The organism is Thalassotalea sp. 273M-4 (assembly GCF_041410465.1).
Classification (GTDB): Bacteria; Pseudomonadota; Gammaproteobacteria; order Enterobacterales; family Alteromonadaceae; genus Thalassotalea_A; species Thalassotalea_A aquiviva.
This window is the reverse complement of sequence record NZ_CP166961.1, coordinates 926,290-947,013: the sequence shown is the minus strand read 5'-3', so window position 1 is coordinate 947,013 and position 20,724 is coordinate 926,290. Positions and strand designations below refer to the sequence as shown.

At 40.7% G+C, this 20,724-nt stretch carries 17 protein-coding genes; 8 read left to right on the top strand and 9 right to left on the bottom strand.

The genetic code is table 11. The features are described 5' to 3' along the window. Positions 1-95: 95 nt before the first annotated feature. Positions 96-443 (bottom strand): DUF413 domain-containing protein, encoded by a 348-nt coding sequence (gene maoP / locus ACAY00_RS04220; RefSeq protein ID WP_371377648.1) that lies wholly within the window; start codon positions 441-443, stop codon positions 96-98. Positions 444-681: 238 nt separating this feature from the next. Here maoP and ACAY00_RS04215 point away from each other — a divergent pair, with 238 nt between their 5' ends. Beyond that, the gene (locus ACAY00_RS04215) at positions 682-1,512 is read left to right on the top strand and encodes a LysR family transcriptional regulator (RefSeq protein WP_371377645.1); all 831 of its coding nucleotides are present in this window, start codon (positions 682-684) and stop codon (positions 1,510-1,512) included. A 404-nt stretch (positions 1,513-1,916) separates the two neighbouring features. Beyond that, positions 1,917-2,204: a GIY-YIG nuclease family protein gene (locus ACAY00_RS04210; RefSeq protein WP_371377643.1), complete on the top strand. Its 288-nt coding sequence runs from the start codon at positions 1,917-1,919 to the stop codon at positions 2,202-2,204. A 483-nt stretch (positions 2,205-2,687) separates the two neighbouring features. Here the strand turns inward: ACAY00_RS04210 and ACAY00_RS04205 are convergent, their stop codons facing one another. After that, positions 2,688-4,013: an outer membrane protein transport protein gene (locus ACAY00_RS04205; protein ID WP_371377640.1), complete on the bottom strand. Its 1,326-nt coding sequence runs from the start codon at positions 4,011-4,013 to the stop codon at positions 2,688-2,690. A 653-nt stretch (positions 4,014-4,666) separates the two neighbouring features. Here ACAY00_RS04205 and ACAY00_RS04200 point away from each other — a divergent pair. After that, positions 4,667-7,192, top strand: coding sequence for an EAL domain-containing protein (locus tag ACAY00_RS04200; RefSeq protein WP_371377637.1), 2,526 nt, complete (start codon positions 4,667-4,669; stop codon positions 7,190-7,192). A 339-nt stretch (positions 7,193-7,531) separates the two neighbouring features. Here the strand turns inward: ACAY00_RS04200 and ACAY00_RS04195 are convergent, their stop codons facing one another. Next, entirely contained in the window at positions 7,532-10,306 is a 2,775-nt protein-coding gene (locus ACAY00_RS04195; protein WP_371377634.1) for a M16 family metallopeptidase, read from the bottom strand. Between the two features lie 407 nt (positions 10,307-10,713). On the opposite strand from ACAY00_RS04195, the gene pdxH reads away from it, so the two are divergent. Then, positions 10,714-11,367 (top strand): pyridoxamine 5'-phosphate oxidase, encoded by a 654-nt coding sequence (pdxH, locus tag ACAY00_RS04190; protein WP_371377631.1) that lies wholly within the window; start codon positions 10,714-10,716, stop codon positions 11,365-11,367. A 24-nt stretch (positions 11,368-11,391) separates the two neighbouring features. Here pdxH and ACAY00_RS04185 read toward each other — a convergent pair whose 3' ends face one another. Both ACAY00_RS04185 and ACAY00_RS04180 read right to left on the bottom strand, forming a co-directional pair. After that, positions 11,392-11,529, bottom strand: a complete 138-nt coding sequence (locus ACAY00_RS04185) for a hypothetical protein (protein WP_371377628.1) — start codon at positions 11,527-11,529, stop codon at positions 11,392-11,394. Positions 11,530-11,790: 261 nt separating this feature from the next. Continuing rightward, on the bottom strand, positions 11,791-13,425 hold the full coding sequence (locus ACAY00_RS04180; RefSeq protein WP_371379555.1) for an electron transfer flavoprotein-ubiquinone oxidoreductase: 1,635 nt from the start codon (positions 13,423-13,425) through the stop codon (positions 11,791-11,793). A gap of 300 nt (positions 13,426-13,725) precedes the next feature. Between ACAY00_RS04180 and ACAY00_RS04175 the strand changes: the two genes are divergently transcribed. The 3 genes from ACAY00_RS04175 to ACAY00_RS04165 all read left to right on the top strand — a co-directional run bounded on the left by ACAY00_RS04175 (position 13,726) and on the right by ACAY00_RS04165 (position 15,866). Then, complete coding sequence (locus ACAY00_RS04175) at positions 13,726-14,475, top strand: electron transfer flavoprotein subunit beta/FixA family protein (RefSeq protein ID WP_371377625.1); 750 nt, start codon at positions 13,726-13,728, stop codon at positions 14,473-14,475. Then, positions 14,475-15,401 carry an electron transfer flavoprotein subunit alpha/FixB family protein gene (locus tag ACAY00_RS04170; protein ID WP_371377622.1) on the top strand — a complete coding sequence of 309 codons (927 nt, stop codon included), beginning with the start codon at positions 14,475-14,477 and terminating at the stop codon, positions 15,399-15,401. The genes ACAY00_RS04175 and ACAY00_RS04170 overlap by 1 nt, the downstream gene beginning before the upstream one ends. A 138-nt stretch (positions 15,402-15,539) precedes the next feature. Beyond that, positions 15,540-15,866 (top strand): stress response translation initiation inhibitor YciH, encoded by a 327-nt coding sequence (locus tag ACAY00_RS04165; protein WP_371379553.1) that lies wholly within the window; start codon positions 15,540-15,542, stop codon positions 15,864-15,866. Positions 15,867-15,898: 32 nt separating this feature from the next. Here ACAY00_RS04165 and ACAY00_RS04160 read toward each other — a convergent pair whose 3' ends face one another. Then, positions 15,899-16,480: a fumarylacetoacetate hydrolase family protein gene (locus ACAY00_RS04160; RefSeq protein ID WP_371377619.1), complete on the bottom strand. Its 582-nt coding sequence runs from the start codon at positions 16,478-16,480 to the stop codon at positions 15,899-15,901. A 19-nt stretch (positions 16,481-16,499) separates the two neighbouring features. After that, positions 16,500-17,330, bottom strand: coding sequence for a sulfite exporter TauE/SafE family protein (locus tag ACAY00_RS04155; RefSeq protein ID WP_371377617.1), 831 nt, complete (start codon positions 17,328-17,330; stop codon positions 16,500-16,502). 318 nt (positions 17,331-17,648) lie between these two features. On the opposite strand from ACAY00_RS04155, the gene megL reads away from it, so the two are divergent. Then, on the top strand, positions 17,649-18,923 hold the full coding sequence (gene megL / locus ACAY00_RS04150) for a methionine gamma-lyase (protein ID WP_371377613.1): 1,275 nt from the start codon (positions 17,649-17,651) through the stop codon (positions 18,921-18,923). 138 nt (positions 18,924-19,061) lie between these two features. Here the strand turns inward: megL and ACAY00_RS04145 are convergent, their stop codons facing one another. Further along, a complete protein-coding gene (locus tag ACAY00_RS04145) occupies positions 19,062-20,294 on the bottom strand; it encodes an MFS transporter (RefSeq protein ID WP_371377609.1) in 1,233 nt (410 codons plus the stop codon). 39 nt (positions 20,295-20,333) lie between these two features. Then, on the bottom strand, positions 20,334-20,525 hold the full coding sequence (locus ACAY00_RS04140) for a hypothetical protein (protein ID WP_371377607.1): 192 nt from the start codon (positions 20,523-20,525) through the stop codon (positions 20,334-20,336). Between the last annotated feature and the right edge of the window lie 199 nt (positions 20,526-20,724).

The window sequence follows — 20,724 nt, the reverse complement described above, 5'->3', positions numbered from 1 at the left end:
TTTTGGCCGAGAGCTTACAGAAAAGCATTGTCTTTTACGCCTAAAAAATCTTTGTCGTTAGGGTAAAAAATATCTATCTACTGGATCAATTTAAGTTAAAAATCCTCAGTGATTAAATCGTTACTTGGTTGAAATTGATTTCTCGCATTACTTTTAGCAAAACCATGAAAGCATCGGCTTTTGGCAATGGCTCCCAAATATTTTCGCCATAGTTTCACCGCATATAATTCAGAATCTTGCTCAGAGCTAATCGCATCAACAAAGTTTTGCTCTTCTTCATTATCAGGTAATAATTTACCATGACTAAGTTGCTCTAGAGTATACCCGTACAACGCGAGCTCGTCAGATTCACGCTTTGAAAAATATCCGCTACGCGACAACCCTCGAGTAAATATTGGATCACCGTAAAAAATATATTGGCCTTTTCTGATAGAAGTATTCATGTCTCTCTCCCATACCACAGTTTAAATGCTATCAATCAAATACCTAATCAAATTGACTGAACAATATTTCTAGGCGTAAATTTGCACCTACAAAAATCGGCATATCAAATTTATGACAATCGTTATTATTAATAGACAAGAATGTAGGAAAAAGATCTGACGTTGAAAACTAAATAATATTTGTCGTATCGATAACTTTTTTATACATTAACCACAATGAAAAATTTGAGTGGATAACATGGACATACGCGTTTTTAAAACATTTATTGCGGTAGCGGAATACAAGCACTTTGGCCGGGCGGCCGAAACACTATACATTACCCAAGCGGCCGTGAGCGCGAGAATAAAACAACTTGAAGAGTTTTATAACACCCAGCTTATAATTAGGGAAAAAAACAACTTACGCTTAACGCCAGCAGGGGAAGCTTTATTAGGCCATGCCCACTTGATGGTGAGCCAAATGGAGCAGTCAAAGATATCTATCTCTATTTCAAGTCAACAAAAAGCCTCGTTTAATATCGCCACAACACCCAATGTTTGGGATGCGTTTTTTAGTTCTCGTATTTACGATGCAATTGAGTTATTTGATAACCTAGCTCTTGGCAGTGAGCTTTCGGTTCGAGAAGCGATTCAAAGAAAACTAGACGATCGAAGTTTGGATGTTGGACTTTTAACCGATCCCATCAAAAGTGATGAGTTTTCTAATGAGCTGATCGGTCACTTTAATCTGTCGTTAGTGGGCTCAAGAGCAGACTTTGATAAAGATGTGGAAGATTACATTTTGATAGATTGGGGGATCACCTTTCAAAAAGAGCATGCTTTATATCATAAGGTCATTCCCAAATTTAGAACATCCACGGCCATGATTGCACTTGAAGTGATCTTGTCCAAAGGTGGTTTTGCTTACTTACCAACCGAGTTGATCACCGAACACTTAAAAGCAAAAGAGCTTTTTGAAATAAACAGCCCATTGCAAATTAAGCGCCCAATCTTTATGGTCTCACGCAAGAACAAAAGCAACAGCGAACTAATTGAGCAGTTTAAAAATTTGTTTTCAAACAACCATTAAGCTTTTGCTTAGCACGAAAACTTGCGCTGTTGACATCGTTAAATCTATTACCATCACTCGATGTAATCTGGGTGATGGTAATGCCATACTCGTCATGGTATCTGATAAACCCAAAAGTGAACTTCTTACCCCAAAAAAAAGGCTCTATTAGCGTTAATTGTTGTTTAAAGTAACTAGTTTGACTTTCAAACATTTACCTGTAAATTAAACAATAGATATGGCGGGCACCGACATCCGCTTTGAGCGATTTAGAGCCCTTCATGATATTAGAAAAATATATCCGTCATTGCGGCGCAGGCCGCAACCTAGTTTAGTAAAAGTGTGCCTCTTAATTCGTAACATTTATTTCTACAAAGTAAATATCCTCTATAATTGAAGCTCTCTTTTTGAAAAGGACTTCAATTATGAACCAACCCGCTATCTATATTCTTTCTAACACACGAAATACTGTTTTGTATATTGGTGTGACTAGCAATTTAATTCAGCGAGTTTATCAACATAAACAAAAAATAATTAAAGGCTTTAGTGCCAAATACAACCTAACTAAATTAGTTTATTTTGAGATTTATAGTGATATGGAAAACGCTATTGTGAGAGAAAAAAGATTAAAGCAATGGCATAGACCATGGAAAGAGCGGTTGATAGGGGAAGTGAATCCCGATTGGCGAGATTTGTACTTTGATCTTATTTAATTATGCGGTTTATAGAGGCACTGATGAATCAACGGGGTTGCGGCCTTCGCCGCAATGACGGTGCTCTTTTTCTGAAAATGTGAACAACTCTAATTGATACAAAAGCGACATTCGAGTCACTTCGAAACTGGTAAAGATCCCACCCAAAAACATGGTGGGATGACGTGCACGGATGCACTAATGCAGGAAGGCTCATGGATAAGCGTATTCTTTCTGTGACGTGCACGGATGCACTAATGCAGGAAGGCTCATGGATGAGCGTATTCTTTCTGTGACGGTGCACTGTTTTCGATAGTGTGCGTGCTTCTTTGGTGCTATTTTTCTAATTATGTGAACAACTCAAAATGGCAATAGGCACAAGACGGTCATTGGCCGTTCAACAATTAACGCTAATAAAGCCAAAAAAAAAGCATCCGTTATGAAACGGATGCTTTTGATGATGGTACCAAAGAGCAGGTTACTCTCTGGTTAAATCGAGCCCAATTAGAATTGGCGGTTATATTGGAAACCAACCAAAATTGCGTTACCTTCCGATTCAAATGACCAGTTAGTATTACCTAAAAGTGGAGCAACCGCAGGGTTTGCACGAATAGCTGTTTCTAAAATAGCGTCATGCTCAACAACTTCTACTTTTTCGCCATTTACATAAGCCAAACCAAAATCAATAGTACTGCTTGCATCTAATACATATGTTGCACCCGCGCTATACCATAAGCGATCACTATCTGGAATAGAAACTGAACGGTTACCTTGTTGTGCTGCCGACTCGTCAAATGCGATACCAGCGCGTAATGTTAACTTTTCATCAAAGTTATAAGTAACACCCAAAGCGGTACGTAACGTGCTTTCAAAGTTTTCAACTTTGTAAAAGGCAGGTACGTCGCTACCGTCAACAAACGCTGATAATTCTTCAAAGCTATCCCAATCTGTGTGCATAACACTGTAGTGGACAGCCCAATCATTGGTTAGCTGATGAAAACCAGAAAACTCGGCAAACGCTGGCATGTCCATCGCAAGGCTACCGTTAGATTTGTTACCTACAAGATCCGTTAATTCACCTTCAAAAGTGATTTCAACAGCAGAGCGGTAAGTTAAACCAAAACGGTGATTTTCGTTTAGCTCGTAAACAACGCCCACGTTCCAACCAAAACCCGTATCATCACCTTCAATGTGCATTAAGGTAGTATCAGCAGGCATCGCTGGTAAGACACTTGGTAAACCATTTACTAAAATAGCACCGGTGTTACGGTTTAACATTGCATCGGCGTATACTAAGTTAATGCCAGCACCAACACTTAATTGTTCATTAATGCGGTATGAACCACCTAAGTTAATGTTTAATGAAAATAAGTCTGTTTCGCCGGCAATAGAGCCTGCCGCGTAGTCGCTGTCGTACTTAGACGCTAAACCATAGTTCACGTTTAAACCAACACCCCAAGCAAATTTTTCATCTACTGGGTTGATAAAGTATGCTGATGGAATAAGAGCCGCAGGTACAACACCGTTTTGATCCAAAGAAGACACATCAAAATTTGGATTCATTAAAACTAAATCTGGTGCTCCTGTACCTTTTACATCAACGCCTGGGTCAACATACGTTGCACCAACAGATAATGATTTTTTATCAAACAATGCCATTGCTGCTGGGTTACGCGCAAATACAGATGCATCATCTGCAATAACGGCGTCACCGGCAAATGCGCGACCTAAACCAGAAACACTGGTCTCATGTAATTGAAAACCTGCGGCATTAACATTGGCGCAAGCTAAACCTAAAGCTAAGGTAAGAAGAGATTTTTGAAAAGTCATAACTGCTCTTGTTTTGTAAAATCTTGTTTAAAAATATAATTCAAGTGGGCAGAGTATAGAAGTCGAAAAATAAAGCAAATTTATTTTTGTAAACCATCCGTTAAAACATAGTTTAAACAAACAATATCAATAACTTAACAACTACTCCGACCACTTGAGCTGGTATGAGGTCAGACTTCGTTTTAACAATAAATTATCAATTTACTAACGAGTCTCTGGTTACATATTTTAACTTTTTAAAAATATTTGCTCTAACTGGATTTTTTTGCCATTGTTAATAAAACAGGTTAATAAATAACCGAATAGACAATAATAACAATACCTTAATGTTAAATCGAAGCGACTTACTCACAACCAAGTGTTTATATCAACGCCGTTTGTTCACACTTGAACTCTGTAATACACCGTCATCTTTTCGACTAGTGAGGGTTGCTGTTGCCTTTTCTTGGTGGCCTTTTCAGTTAACAAAGGTACTATTTCTTGCTACCCGATTTCTCTTCCATGTAGCCAAGGTAAAACTGTTATTTCTGTCTACAAAAAATTGCCCTAACTCGGCAGAGTTTGTTCGCTAACAACAAACCCTGTGAGTAATGCTCGACAAACCATTCGAGCTTTTGAACGTATGGAAAATAATCAATAAAGAAGGTGTTCCCTTGAAAAAGAAACTATACAGCTTAAAAATTAAAATCGTTTTCTTTTTTGTTTTGCTTCTGCTCATTGTTCAGGGGTTCTCTTTTTACACTACCCAAATATCCAATGAACAAGGGCAGCAAAAAGCGCTCGATTTGGATATATCTCGAGCAAAACTACTATTACAAAATGAGCTAAAAGATCGTGATTATTACCTAAGTGCATTCTCAGAAACCGCAGCAAAAGATCAGCTTTTAAGGCAAGCTCTCAAACAAGACAACCGTCATTTACCGGTAGCATTAAATGAACATCGCAAACGAATTGATGCCGATTTTGCTGTCGCTATTGATGCTAATGGCGTCATTTTAGGGCAATTGGTCATGCGCCAATTAGAAGCTGAAATTAAGCGTGTTACTACTGGTCGTCAAATAGGTCAGCCGTTTAGTCAAAAAGATTGGCTAAAACAAGAAACTCAAATTAATTACTTCGCCCACAACGGTAATATTTATCATATGGTCATATCGCCAATATGGAGTGAAACAAATATTATCGGTCACGTTGGTTTTGGTCATAAAATTAACCAATATTTAGCAAAACAACTTGCCAGTTTAACCGGTTTTAACATAGCGCTGAGTTTAATCAATGGACAACAATGGACTTGGTTAGCCACTAGCGAAGCGAATAGAAATAACTTAGGTGAATCGTTTCAGGTTGACTTTTCTCCGATACAAAATGCACCTCAAATGGCCCCACAATCCAATGCCCAACCAGCGCCTAAATATGTCTTTTCCAATTACCCTTTGAGCAAAATTGGCGACAAAACATTGGTTGCCTCGTTATATAGACTAAGCTCTGAAGCCTTACCAGCACAGCATTCTAATGGTTTTAATTTTTTTAATATGTTGTCATTAATGTTGGTGATCGCGCTTATTGGTTCATATTTTATTGCCTTGAGTATAACCACACCGCTTAAACGCTTAGTTGAATTTAGTAAAGCAATCACCCAAGGTGAATACGATGGCAATGTAAATGTTGGTAAAACCAAGGAGCTAAACCTGCTCGCCACTCAGCTTTCTAAGATGCAAGAGGCTATTCAAGAGCGCGAAAAAGAAGTGTCAGAGCAAGCTTACTTTGACAGCTTAACCAAGCTTCCCAACCGTAACCAATTTTATCTCGATATCAAAAGAGCCACCAAGAGCTTTACCTTATGCCAAATTAATGTGCGTCGATTATCCGACATTAACGATACTTTGGGCCACAATGTTGGTGATGAAGTAATCCAAGAAACAGCACTTCGCTTAAGTCACCTAAAATTTCCAATTTATCAAACCTCTGGCAATGGCTTTTTAGTCAAGTTTGAAGATCAAGAAGAGGTGGATGTGCATGCCTGTATTCGCAAAATCAGTAACTTAATGGAACCTGTTTTTATCTATCAAAACATTGCTTTACATTTACAGGTTAACATTGGTTTAACCCACAGTAATGGTGGAACAGATCCCAGTCAGCTATTAAAAGAAGTCGACTCGGCGATGCAATTGGCTAAACGTCAAAACTCGCTATACCAGATGTATGACAAACAAATCGATTTAAACACCTTAGATCGATTGCAATTGGTTAATAGGATCAAACCCGCGCTAGAGAGCGACGAGTTTATTTTATATTATCAACCCAAGTTAAACTTAAAAACCCAAAGTATTGAAGAAGTCGAAGCCTTAGTCCGATGGCAACACCCTGTGCATGGTTTAATAGCCCCTGATGGTTTTATTCAGTTAACAGAACAAACAGGACAAATGAAAGCCCTAAGTTTGTGGGTTATTAACCAAGCGCTTGAACAGTATTTTATATGGCAGGCAAAAGGTATTGAACTTAGAATTGCGATCAATATTTCTCCGGATAACTTACTCGATGATGACTTTTGTAATTTGCTGATCTCAAAATTGTGTGGTCGTAAAACCCTAAATAAAGCATTAACTTTTGAAATTACAGAAGATGCTTTTATCGATCACAGTTCAAAAGCCGCCGATAACATTAGATTATTAAAGCAAAATGGCATCTATTTATCGCTCGATGATTACGGTACCGGTTACTCATCGTTAGCTCAGCTAAAAAACCTATCGGTACAAGAGTTGAAAATTGATAAATGTTTTATTCAAAACCTAACCTTTGAACCGATTGACAAACTAATTGTTACCTCGACTTTAAACTTATCGCATCAACTGGGCCTGTCTGTGGTGGCCGAAGGTGTAGAAGATAAAGAAACGCTTGATTGGTTAATCAAGCATGACTGTGAAAAGGTTCAAGGTTATTACATTAGTCGCCCGGTGCCCGCAGATGAGCTTTACAGCTGGGTTCAACAAGCTGGCTATCGCACCGTTACCCCTTCGCCAATTATTGAGAAACCGGCAAGTCATAAAAAGACTCAGTCTCAAAGCTCTCTGTCAGAGCGTTCACAAGCCGATTCGACGAAACGGGCAAACAGTGACACAACAGTAACAGAAACAACCACCAGCTTGGTCCTGACAGGTGAGCAAGATAGCGAACATAAATAAATCGTTAAATGCGATAAGAACATAAAGTTGTCCCGATTTTAGCCGTTTTTTTTGTGCTCTAGCGCTTATTACTCGCCTGCTAACTTAGATACATTGCTTAGATTGATTGCTTAGATTGATTACTTAGTTGAGTTGCTGAGCTGAATTGCTTAGATACATTGCTAAGCTGAATTACGTAGATTGATTACTTAGTTGAACAGCTTAGTTTGATTGCTTAGTTGAGTTGCTGAGCGAGTTGTTAACCACTTGCAACGCCCTTAAGCGCCTCTATGGCAACAGCTCATGCTAAAAAAATGCCGCTAATGCGGCATTTTTAATCTCAAATAGCGGGGGTTATAGCTATTTCTCAACGCTTGCAAAGTCACCTGCTTTAAATATATTGAAATCCATTTGACCAATATACTTGTTGAAAGCTTGATTCACATCCTCAAGTGTTAACTGCTGCACATCATTTAATTGCTGTTGATAATAGCTCAGTGGTAGAGCATCCGAACTGGCGTTATTAATAACAGAAGCAATACGCTTATCACTTGCCCAAGCGCGAGTGCGCTGACTGATAAACCCAGTAATTGCGGTATCTAACTCTTCTTGGTTAAAACCTTGGCTTTTTACTTTATCAACCTCTTCTTTAAAAGCCGAAATTACCGCATCCATATTCTCTGGTGCCGCTATGGCGACGGCATAAAACAACCCTTGTTTATCTTTAACACTGACCTGCATACCGGCACCAACAGAATAACTGTATCCCTCTTTTACGCGTATTCGAGCACCGATACGCGAGGTAAATGCATCGCCACCAAAAATGTCATTAGCAATTCTTAAGGCTAAATAATCGGGGTGTTTGACATCCATCATAATCGGATTGATAACATAAAGCTGGGCATTGGCTTTATCCGGCGTTTCGGTACTGATCACCAGACCCGATTTATCTTTTAATGCCATTGGCATGTATTGATAAGCCGTATCTTGGTTATAAGCTTTTAAATTGGCCCTTAATAAGTCTGAAATTTGCTGACTATCAACATCACCGACCACGGTAATATGACCTTGTTTTATTGAAAACTGCTGTTGATACAAAGCACTTAATTGTTCAGAGGTAATGCTTTTCAGATCGTCTATGCGCTGCTCTAAACTTCGATAAGCCTTTGGATGGCCTTTAGGGTAGTCATACAAAGCTTTGCGAAAACTATTCGAAGCGATGGCTCGAGGATCTGCGCGTTGGCTTTCAACATCAGCAATCGCTGAACGTTTTAACACTTCAAGCTCGGTTTCAGGGAATGTAGGATTGGCCAGTAACTCACCTAAAAAGTTAATGGTATCGTTCAAATTTTCTTTATCTGTGGTGATTGAAACGTTGCTCATCCCCAACGATGTAGAAATATTGACTGAAGACTTTAACTGATCAAATTGGGTTGCTATCGCTTCTTTAGAGTACTTTTCATTGCCCAATTTTAGCATGCTACCAACCATCGATATGGCACTTGAGTGCCCTGCTAACTGCTGAGCATTACCTGCAGGGAAATTCATCGTGATCACGACTTCATCACCCCGCAATTTTTTCGGATAAACGTTTAGCTTGGTACCTTCAGGCCAGGTTGTTTGCACCAAACGGTTGTTAATGTTGGCAACTGTATTGTCATAGACTTCGCCTTGCGCTACAACGGCTTGACCTTTATAGTCTTTTAGCAACTCTTGAACATCTGGGGCTTTGGGGATCTCCGCTCTTTGGGGATCGGTGGTTGGGATAAAGCGACCTAGAGTGCGGTTACTTTTGACTAGGTATTTTTCAGCTGCTTGTTGTACTTGTTCAAGCGTGGTTTTGGCGATTAAATCACGAAAGTAAAATGCATAACGGTAATCGCCTTTAGCGATATATTCTGACAACTCCATGCCAATACCAGTCACATCTCGCATCGCTTGTTCTGCTTGCTTAGCGAGTTTAAGTTTTGCTCTATTTAGCTCTTCTGCGGTGATCGGGTTGGCTTTAATTTGTTCAGCGATTTCCAATAGCTTGGCTTCCATCTGAGTGCTATCAACACCTTTTTCACCTTGGACCAGAAAAATAAATTGCGAAGAGTCTTTCAATAAAAAGGTAAAACTACTGGCGCCTGTGGCTAATCCAGGTTCAACCAATTGTTTTTGTAAACGACCACGAGTGTAATCGCCTAAAATTTCTTCGAGTAAGCTAACGGCAGCAGCATCCGGATGCAATCCTGAAGGCACATGATAAGCCAGCCCAACAAAAGGCAATTCTCCTGTTCGGCGCAAATTAACGATACGCTCACCATCTTGGGTTGGCTCTTGCGTGTATAATGGTTGCAGTGGCGCACTTGGTTGACGGATTTTGCCAAACTCTTGTTGAATAAGTTCAAGGGTTTGTTCTTTATCAAAGCGACCTGCCACCATCAAAACCGCGTTATCAGGACGATAATGGTTTTTATAAAATTGACGTAGGCGCTCAAATGGAAAGTTTTCGACATCAGAGCGAGCTCCTATCGTCGAGTTACCATAGTTGTGCCACAAATAAGACAAAGAAAACATTCGACTTAACAGCATGCGAGTAGGTGAATTTTCACCTCGTTCCATTTCATTACGAACCACGGTCATTTCACTGTCGAGTTGCGCTTTAGTGAAAGTTGCGTTAATCATCCTATCCGCTTCCATTCCTAGAGCCCATGCTAGGGTTTCTTCATTGGCATCAAACACTTCAAAGTAGTTGGTGCGATCAAGCCAGGTCGTCGCATTAGTGGCCATCCCACGCTTTTTAAATTCGGTATTAATATCAGGGTAATTTTCTGAGCCCTTAAACAACATATGCTCTAGTAGGTGCGCCATCCCCGTTTCACCATAGTTCTCATGGACCGAGCCCACTCGATAGGTAATGTTTACCAAGGTTTTCGGTTGAGATGCATCTTCAAAAAGCAACACTTTTAGACCATTCCCTAGTTGATGTTCTTCAATGCCTTCGATGGTTCTCACCATGGTATCTGATTTCGTAATGACCTGCGCAGAGGAGATTGCTTCATTCATATTTTGTGAGGTGATTGTGCAACCAGAAATGGCAACAACAACACCGGTAAAGGCGCTGATCATGGCCGGTTTGAAATGTTTCATAAAATAACCTTAACGATGCTTGAGAGTTAATCCCTTTTATTATCAATACCAAACGTCAATACAGTCGGCATTATTGTAAATTTTACTTTATCAGTAATCGCTTAGTTTTGCCCAGAGCGATTTTGCTAAATTGTTAATTTTTATTTCTAGAATGAGCGACTTAAATATAAAATAGGTTTGTTTAACCTATGCCCTGCGAGCGCACACTTGTAATAAACATCGTGCAACGCAAGGTATTCCCAAATGGTATTTGGCATAAAACCAGTACCTTCTGGCAAACTTTTTACTTGCCCTGCTCGTACTAATATTGATTTAACTCAGCATTGTGAAGAGATTTTAAGGTCTCAGATTTCTCTGAAAAACATTTGCTGATACAATGCATTAAAAATATCGGATTGAAACTCACTATGACATTTCTTGAAAAACTGCGTTGTTTACTCACTTTTGGACAGGGCGTAGCATTGCCATTACCAGAGATAAAACCGACCGACTCCCCTTTTGGTTTATTTCAAACCTGGTTTAGCGAGGCTGAAAAGTCAGGGGTACTCTTACCTGAAGCGATGTCGGTTAGCACCTGTAACGAGCAAGGCCAACCATCATCACGCATGGTATTATTAAAGTCTTTCGACCAAAATGGTTTTGTATTTTACACCAACTATAACAGCAGAAAGAGTCATGAAATAAAAGAAAACCAACACGTTGCGTTATTATTTCACTGGGGGGTTTTACAACGTCAAGTGCGAATAGAAGGACGAGTCGAAAAGGTATCAAGTCAAGAATCTGAACAATATTTTCACTCTCGTGACCGTGGTTCTCAAATTGGCGCTTGGGCATCAAAACAAAGCCAAAAACTGTCACACCCTGATGAGCTCAAACAACGTGTTACCCGCTTCACCGAACAGTTTAAAGGTCAACAAGTTCCGTTACCTGAGTTTTGGGGCGGCTATCGAGTCGTGCCACATTACATTGAATTTTGGCAAGGGCGCGCAAGTCGACTACACGATAGAGTCTGTTTTGAAAAGCAGGGTGATAACTGGAATATTTTCCATCTAAATCCGTAGTTTTAGCTTTTCAACACCAGAGGATTAATCGTTTTTCGATTGGTTTGACGAATTATATAGGCTATATAAATAAACAAACTCTTGTTCTTCTTCGGCATTGATGGTGCCGTCAATAAGCTTGTTGGCAAGGATATTTATGCGGTTTAAGTCGGTTGAATTCACTGTTTTTTATTCTTATTTAAACTGGGTTACTAATTTTATAGCTAAATTTTAATGCAATGAAAATGCATAATGTGTCACGACTTTGTAACAGCCTTTCAATCTGCCAAACCTTTTTTGCACCACATTGCTGGTCATTTACGCACAACAGATATGCACAACAGAGGACTCTACCGTCCTCTGCGACGCCTTTGTGCAACCTCGAAATAACCAAGACAACACTCTCTTTATGGCTTTTTCTCTCCCCTGAAATAAAGCTAGCAACTACATATTGGGGTAGTTAGGACCACCAGCACCTTCAGGGGCTACCCATGTGATATTTTGGCTTGGGTCTTTAATATCACAGGTTTTACAGTGAATACAGTTCTGTGCGTTGATGATTAAGCTTGCATCGCCAGCCTCTGACCTAGTGATTTCATAGACCCCGGCCGGGCAGTAGCGCTGAGCAGGCTCATCATATTTAGCTAAATTAACCGTGATCGGGATGTTTTTATCCTTCAATTTTAAATGACATGGTTGCTCTTCTTCATGGTTGGTATTGGATAAAAATACCGAACTTAGTCGATCAAAACTTAAAATCCCATCTGGTTTAGAATAGGCAATTTTATCGGCATCCTTAGCTTCTTTGAGTTGCAGATGATCGGCATGTTCATCCTTAAAATTAAACGGTAGATTGCCGTTAAACAGGTTTTGATCAAGGGTGTTATATACACCTCCTAATAAAGTACCAAGTTGGTGAATCGCTGGGCCAAAGTTACGACTATTATAAAGTTCATGATAAAGCCAAGAATTTTCGAACCGGTCACTAAACTGAGTAAGTTCTTGCCCACCGGGATCCCCTTTAGAAAGCGCTTCATATACTGTTTCAGCGGCTAACAAGCCAGATTTCATTGCCGTATGGTTACCTTTTATTTTGGCGAAATTAACCGTGCCGGCATCACAACCAATTAGTAGCCCACCAGGCATGGTCATCTTAGGTAGCGAATGATAGCCCCCTTTGGTTAACGCTCTGGCCCCATACGATACCCGCTTACCACCGGTTAAGTATTGAGCAATTGCTGGGTGGTGTTTCATTCTTTGAAATTCATCAAACGGACTTAAATGCGGATTGCTGTAATTTAAATCAACAATTAAGCCCACAAATACCTGATTATTTTCGGCATGATAAAGATAACCGCCTCCCGTTGTACCTTGGGTTAATGGCCAACCAGCGGTGTGGACAACCAAACCTGGTTGATGCAGGCTGGGGTCAATATCCCAGATTTCTTTAAAGCCTATGCCATAGTGCTGCACAGACTTGCCTTTATCAAGGTCAAAGTGGCTGATGAGTTCTTTGCCTAGATGGCCACGACAGCCTTCAGCAAACACCGTATATTTAGCTCTTAATTCCATCCCTGGCATATAGGAATCTTTGGCTTGGCCATGTTTGTCTAAGCCCATATCACCGGTAATAATACCAGCCACTTTATTGTCTTCGATGATCACCTCTTGCGCAGCAAAGCCTGGAAATATTTCAACCCCCATGCTTTCAGCTTGTTCGGCTAACCAGCGACAAACATTACCCATCGAGACAATATAATTTCCTTGGTTATGCATGGTTTTGGGCACGCAAAAATTGGGCAAGGTAATGGATTTTTGTGCATTGGTTAAATACACCATCTGATCGGCAGTGACGGGAGTATTAAGAGGGGCGCCACGGTCTTGCCAATCGGGAAATAATTCATCGAGTGCTTTGGGTTCAAGTACAGCCCCAGACAAAATATGAGCGCCAACCTCAGAGCCTTTTTCAACAACACAAACCAACAGTTCCTGTTCATTTTGTTGTGCCAGTTGCATTAATTTGCAGGCGGTGGAAAGTCCAGCAGGACCAGCGCCAACAATCACCACATCAAATTCCATCGATTCTCGTTCCACACCCTTCCCCTATCTTGTTATATTTTAAACGTCACTAAGGAGCAAAAATGGATACTCGCTTAGATGCCGTCACTCGGTCGGCCTTTAGGCTATAAATACCAAACTTAAAATTGTTATTGATTTGTTATTGCGATGTAATTAATCTCTTTCACTAACGAGCGTTAGCCAGCACTCACTTAAAACGAAAGATTTAAACACTTGTTTAACTTTTACTAAAAAAGAACTAAGATGTCAATCTAACGATATATCGATAATTACAATAAAAATAATCAATTAGGGGTTGTTATGAAAATACTTGTTCCGCTCAAACGCGTAATTGACTACAACGTGAAAGCTCGGGTTAAACCCGATCATTCTGATGTTGACTTAACCAATGTAAAAATGGCCATTAATCCATTTTGCGAGATTGCTGTAGAAGAAGCGGTAAGACTGAAAGAAAGTGGCAAAGCCAGCGAAATCGTAGCGGTGTCAATTGGTAGTAAAGCCTGTCAAGAACAACTAAGAACGGCACTTGCTTTGGGTGCTGATCGGGCGATTCATGTTGAAACAGATGCGCAACTGGATTCCATTCATGTCGCCAAATTATTGCAAAAAATCGTCGACCAAGAACAACCAAAACTGGTCATTTTAGGCAAACAGTCGATTGACTCAGATAATAATCAAACGGGACAAATGCTGGCGGCATTAACCCAGATGCCACAAGGCACCTTTGCGTCAAAAGTAGATGTTGTCGACGATAAAGTCGAAGTCACTCGTGAAGTTGACGGTGGCTTACAAACGCTAAGTTTATCCTTACCCGCTATTATCACTACCGATCTGCGCTTAAACGAACCTCGCTACGCATCCTTGCCCAATATTATGAAAGCAAAACGTAAACCATTAACCGTAAGAGCCGCAACAGACTTTGATATAGACCTAACGCCACGTTCAGTATTGCTCAAAGTAACCCCTCCTCCTGAGCGAGAAGCTGGCGTAATTGTTGAGTCCGTAGCCGAACTTGTTGAAAAACTAAAAAATGAAGCGAAGGTGATCTAATGTCTATTTTAGTTATTGCAGAACATGATAATAAAACTTTAAAAGCAGAAACGTTAAAAACCATTACCGCTGCCACTCAAATTGGTCACGAAATTGATTTATTAATCGCAGGAAGTCAGTGTAGCGATGTGGTAGCGCAAGCTAGAAAGGCACATTCCATTAAGCGCGTATTGGTAGCGGATAATCCAAGTTACGAGCACCAACTGGCTGAAAACATTAGCCAGTTGGTTGTTGATTTAGCAGCCGATTATAGTCACATTCTGACCCCTTCGACGACTTGTGGTAAGAATTTCTTACCTCGAGTTGCAGCTCTTTTGGATGTGGCTCAAATATCTGACATTATTGCGGTTGAAAGCGCAGACACCTTTGTTCGCCCTATTTACGCAGGCAATGCCATTGCCACCGTACAGTCGTTAGACAGTAAAAAGGTTATCACCGTCAGAGCGACAGCTTTTGCTGCCGTAGAGCTTGATGGCAATGCCGACATCGTCACCTTGTCACAAAGTCATGACGCGGCGATTTCGAGTTTTGTATCGGCCGAGTTAACCGAGTCCGAAAGACCTGAGCTAAGTGCAGCCCCCGTGGTGATTTCAGGTGGCCGTGGTATGCAAAATGGTGACAACTTTAAACTGCTTGAAGGCATTGCTGACAAACTTGGGGCAGCAATTGGCGCATCTCGTGCCGCCGTTGATGCGGGTTTTGTTTCAAACGACATGCAAGTTGGCCAAACCGGGAAGATTGTTGCCCCAGACCTTTACATTGCGGTCGGCATTTCTGGCGCCATTCAGCACTTAGCTGGAATGAAAGACTCTAAGATCATTGTGGCAATAAATAAAGATCCTGACGCCCCTATTTTTCAGGTCGCCGATTATGGCCTTGTGGCAGATTTATTTGATGCACTACCTGAGCTAAACGCCAGCTTATAATACATTTTTCTATAAAAGCCTAAAACCAGTCCTAGGACTGGTTTTTTTATCGGCTCAACTTCTTTATAATTGATTTTGTTAACCCTAATATCAACCCCATTAATTTTCGTTCAAGCTAATTTAAGGCCGACTATGACAATGCACGATCAACTTTCCAAACTGGTTTTTTCAACAGATCAGGGACGTATCAAAGAGGAAAAACCTGAGCCTGTCATTACCCCATCCGATGGTTTTGCCAAAGTACGTCGTGAAACCAAAGGCCGTAAAGGCAAAGGAGTGGTTACCATTAGTGGCTTAGGTTTAGGCCCTAAAGAGCTAAAAGCTTTGGCCAAAAAGTTAAAGCAAACCTGTGGTACTGGCGGCACAGTTATTGATGAAGTAATTGAAATTCAAGGTGATAAGCGTGAACTTATAAAATCCACCTTGGAAAAAGAAGGCTTTAAAGTGAAATTTATTGGTGGATAATCGGATTGGTGTTAGCAATATAGCAGGCAAGCTTACTGAGCTTGCCAAGTTTTGCTGACTAATTCGGTTTCATTCAAGCGCACGCTGGCAAAAAACACATCTCCTAAGTTGATTTTACCTACCCCTTTGGGAGTACCTGTCATAATGATATCGCCATCTTCAAGGCGAATAAATGATTGTAGTTCTTCAATAATTTGCTCAGGTTGATAAATCATCTGCTTGACTTGCCCATGCTGTCTAAGTTGTCCATTTATCGTTAAGGTCACTGTTAAGTCTTTATCCACCTTATCAAGAGCAACAAACTCACTTAACAGTATTGAACCATCAAACGCTTTGGCTCGCTCCCATGGGAGCCCTTGAGCTTTTAATTTGCTTTGCAATGCTCTTTTGGTCAAATCTAACCCCACCGCAACCGCTGAAATTTTCTGATCCATTATTTTAAAACACAGCTCAGCTTCATAGTGCAAAGGCTCATCAGCATAGGCGGTTAATGTTTCTGTCATGCTGCTAGGCGGCTTAAAAAAGACCACCATATCATCTGGCAGTTCGTTGCCTAATTCTTCTATGTGTTGTCGATAGTTTCGACCAATACAAATAATTTTTCCCACTTGCATAAGACTATGGCCTTTACTTTTATATTAATATTTCAACACTGCGATACAGCATTCTGACACCGACAAGCAATAAAAACAGGGCAAACACCCGGGCTAATTGTTGTTGCGTTAATTGATGTGCTATTTTCACCCCTAAAGGGGCACATACCACCATGAGAGGTGAAATCGCAATGACCCCTAAGACATTGACAAAACCTAGACTTGCCTGAGGTAGGCTTGGGTTCGAATAGCCCATAATAACATAGCCCAATGTTGCCGGCAGGCTAATAAAAAACCCCAACAAAGCGGCTGTACCGACACTGCGATGTACACTATAACCTAAGCGGGTTAGTATCGGCACACTAAACGTTCCGCCACCAATGCCCATCAAGGCCGATAAAGTGCCAATACCAAAAGGAATACCTAAATGCCAACTCCGCTCTGTCTTGATGATTGTTTCAGACCGCTCTTTATGCTTAAAAAACATGTTAATAGCAACCCACAAAGCAACAACCGCAAACACCATAGTAAGGACAACAGCCGACACAAGGCTTGCGATCATCGAGCCAATAAAAGCACCGAGTAGAATAAAACCCGACCACTTTTTAATAATGACAACAATCAAGCTACCTTTTAAATAATGTGCTCTTGCCGAAGACAGCGAACTCAATAAAATGCAAGCCATCGACGTCGCAACGGCGATTTGCATGCGCACACTTTCTTCAACCTGATAATAGCCCAGAGCGAAATCAAGCACAGGTACAATAACAATCCCCCCACCAACACCCAATAATCCGGCTAAAATACCGGCGATTATGCCCGTCGCTATCATCAGACATAGAAAAGGTAAAATATTGATTAGTTCTGTCATTTTATTTTTCTTAAAAAAACTGTGCCGGTTAAATCGGTGTTAAGGCGAAGATGATAAATTAAAACACGATATGATGAGAAAAACCACTTAGCTCATTACACCCGGTTAATATCAATAACCCCAAGTGTCTGCAAGCAACCCAAACGCAAGCTATGGGCATCGTTTTATCTGCAATATGCCCTTTTATTTTGTTTAGTGGCAACAATTACTGACAATATACGCTTGCAATAATCTCTTTTAACTATTTGACCTTTGTTAACATAATGTTAAGTTGATAACTTATATTAACTCTTTGAGCCTAACGGCTACGAGCATTTTATGGAATCTAAATCAAAGCACTCGGTATATGTACCGACAACGTCAAATGAGCAACATCGCTCGGTGGATTTTCATCATGATACAAAGCTAATTCATGCCGGTAAGATACAAGATAAAGCCTATGGTGCATTAACCTCACCTTTATACCAAACATCGACCTTTATTTTTGAAAACGCTGAACAGGGTGCACAACGTTTTGCCGGTGTACAACCGGGGTATATTTATACCCGACTGGGTAACCCAACCACCAGAGAGTTAGAACAAAAAGTGGCAGCCCTTGAAACAATGGAAGATGCGGCTGCAACCGCTACCGGAATGGGAGCGGTTTCCGCGGCCTTAATGGCCAATCTAAGCGCAGGAGATCACCTTATTGCCTCTAAAGCAGTTTATGGTTGCACCTTTTCATTGATTGCTCATCAACTGACTCGCTTTGGGGTTGAGGTATCGTTTGTTGATATGGCCAATCAACAACATATTGAGCAAGCGATTAAGCCCAATACTAAAGTGATATTTCTTGAAACCCCCATCAACCCAACCCTTGAGGTGATTGATTTAACAATGGTGGCCAAAATTGCCAAACAAAATCAGTTGATTTCCATTGTTGACAATACCTTCTTAACGCCTATGTTACAGCGACCGGCAGAATTTGGCATTGATATTGTCTTGCATTCTGCCACCAAATACCTCAACGGTCATGGCGATGTGGTTGCTGGTATTGTTTGTGCTAATAAACCGATGATCGAGCATATTAAAAATACCATCTTAAAAGATGTCGGTGCCACCATCAGTCCCCACGATGCATGGTTAATATCTCGTGGTTTAAAAACTTTAGCCCTGAGGGTGCAACGACACAGTGAGTCGGCATTAAAAGTTGCTAAGTTTTTAGAACAGCATCCATTGGTTCAACAGGTTTTTTACCCAGGACTTGCAAGCCATAATGGCTTTGCATTTATAGGTACGCAAATGAAAGCTGCTGGTGGGGTGATTGGTTTTGAATTGGCTGCCAATCTAGAGCAAAGCTCTGAATTTATTAATAAAATGGAGCTCATTCAAATAGCAGTTAGCTTAGGCGATGCCGAGTCACTGATTCAGCACCCAGCGTCCATGACGCACTCACCTTACAGTCAACAAGAACGACTTGCAGCCGGAATAAGTGATGGCTTGATTCGAATTTCTGTTGGTTTAGAACACCCTAAGGATATTATCGCCGATTTAAAACAAGGTCTTGATCAAATATATCGTTTGGTAAACCAGGAAACGCAAAAATCGGCTTAAAAAGACCGTTAAGCTTTGGCAAAGTCACGCTATTTAGTGAAACCGATTGGGCTTTATATATGAGTTCTAAAGCCCGATCACATTGATTTGCAAAGAGAAGTTTAATAAATAAATTTAATCGATAAGCTCAGGTGTTTACTATGCAGTAACCATATTACCTTGCCTATTTAGCAAATGCATTGGTCTATCATCAATGGGTAGGTGAATCAAAGCGGCAATAAAAGCTAAGACAACCGTTGACCACCAGATGGGCTCATAAGAGCCAAAGTAGTCATATATTAAACCACCCGTCCACGCACCAAGAAAGCTGCCTAGCTGATGGGTAAAAAATACCAAGCCATATAACGTCGACATATACCGCGCACCAAATATTTGTCGCACCAATCCAGACGTTAGAGGAACGGTACCAAGCCAACAAAAACCAATGGCGGCCCCAAATAAAGAAGCACTCGATTCGGTAACGGGCAAGCTAATAAAGCCTAAAATGACCAAAGTACGCGTTAGGTATAACACCGACATAACATGACGCTTGCTAAATTTATCCCCCATTATGCCCCAAAAATAAGAGCCGAAAATATTAAACACACCGACGTAAGCAAGCGCCATGGCTGCGCTCGAAGCGGGTAAATTTAAGTCCGCCAAATAGCTTGGTAAATGGGTCGCAATAAACATAACATGGAACCCACACACAAAAAATCCTGCGTGAATTAACCAATAACCTTTATGCTTAAAAGCTTGTTGCATTGCTTGGGTTAGACTTAATGGCCCCAATGTCTCGGTGTTGTTTTGCTCTGCACTTTCATCAGGTTTTTCGCGCTTCATAAATAGGGCAAACGCCACCATTAAAGAGCAAATTATTGCGAATATTTGCATAGCGCCCTGCCATCCGATACTTGATAATAACGACTGAGCACCTGGGATCACCGCAAACATACCAAATGAGCCGGCGGCCGTGGTTAAACCAAAAGCCTTAGCCGCATGTTGAGCAGGTACAACTTTGGCTACTGCCCCAAGAACAATCACATAACTGGTGGCACTTAAGCCTAAACCAACAAAAACACCTAGTGATACATACAATATCTCTGCACTAGTGGTGAGTGAGGTCATCAATAATCCAAGGGCATAGGCGAAAGCACCAAAGATAATAATACGTTTAGCTCCCCATTTATCGGCAGCCATACCGATAAACGGCTGAAACGCACCAAAAAGTAAGTTTTGCAACGCGATGGCAAAGCTAAATAATTCTCGCCCCGAATTAAAATAATCGGAAATCGGCATCATAAAAATACCAAAGGATTGCCGGATCCCAAGACTAATAATTAAAATACCTATGCCTAACCAAACCATGGCAGGGAAACGAAAAATGCTCATAAATTATGCTCTTGTTAATACTGTATCGGGTTAACCAAATTAATGCTGATGATGAGAATGGTACGGCTCGGACTCATTTATGTGATGCGAGCTTTGTTGATGACAGCCACTGCCAATGGCTTGACTGGCCAATAAGTCTAATAAAGGCTTACAGTTATGCACTGCGATTAAGCTAAGGGCTAATAAACAAAACATACGGATCAGTTGAGCAAACAGCGATTGAGAAAACATAAGCATTTATAGATGAAAAAAAGATTGCTTATTTTATCGCCAACAGCAAAGAGGAACAATCGAATAATATAGCGGATCATTAGGGAAAAATGTAATGAGCTGTAACGGCGATAAGGGCGCAATCAAAGCAGTGATAACAATGCTCAAATAGCCATGTCGTTTGGCTAAATGCTTTCACATGCACAGTAACGACTGGGCA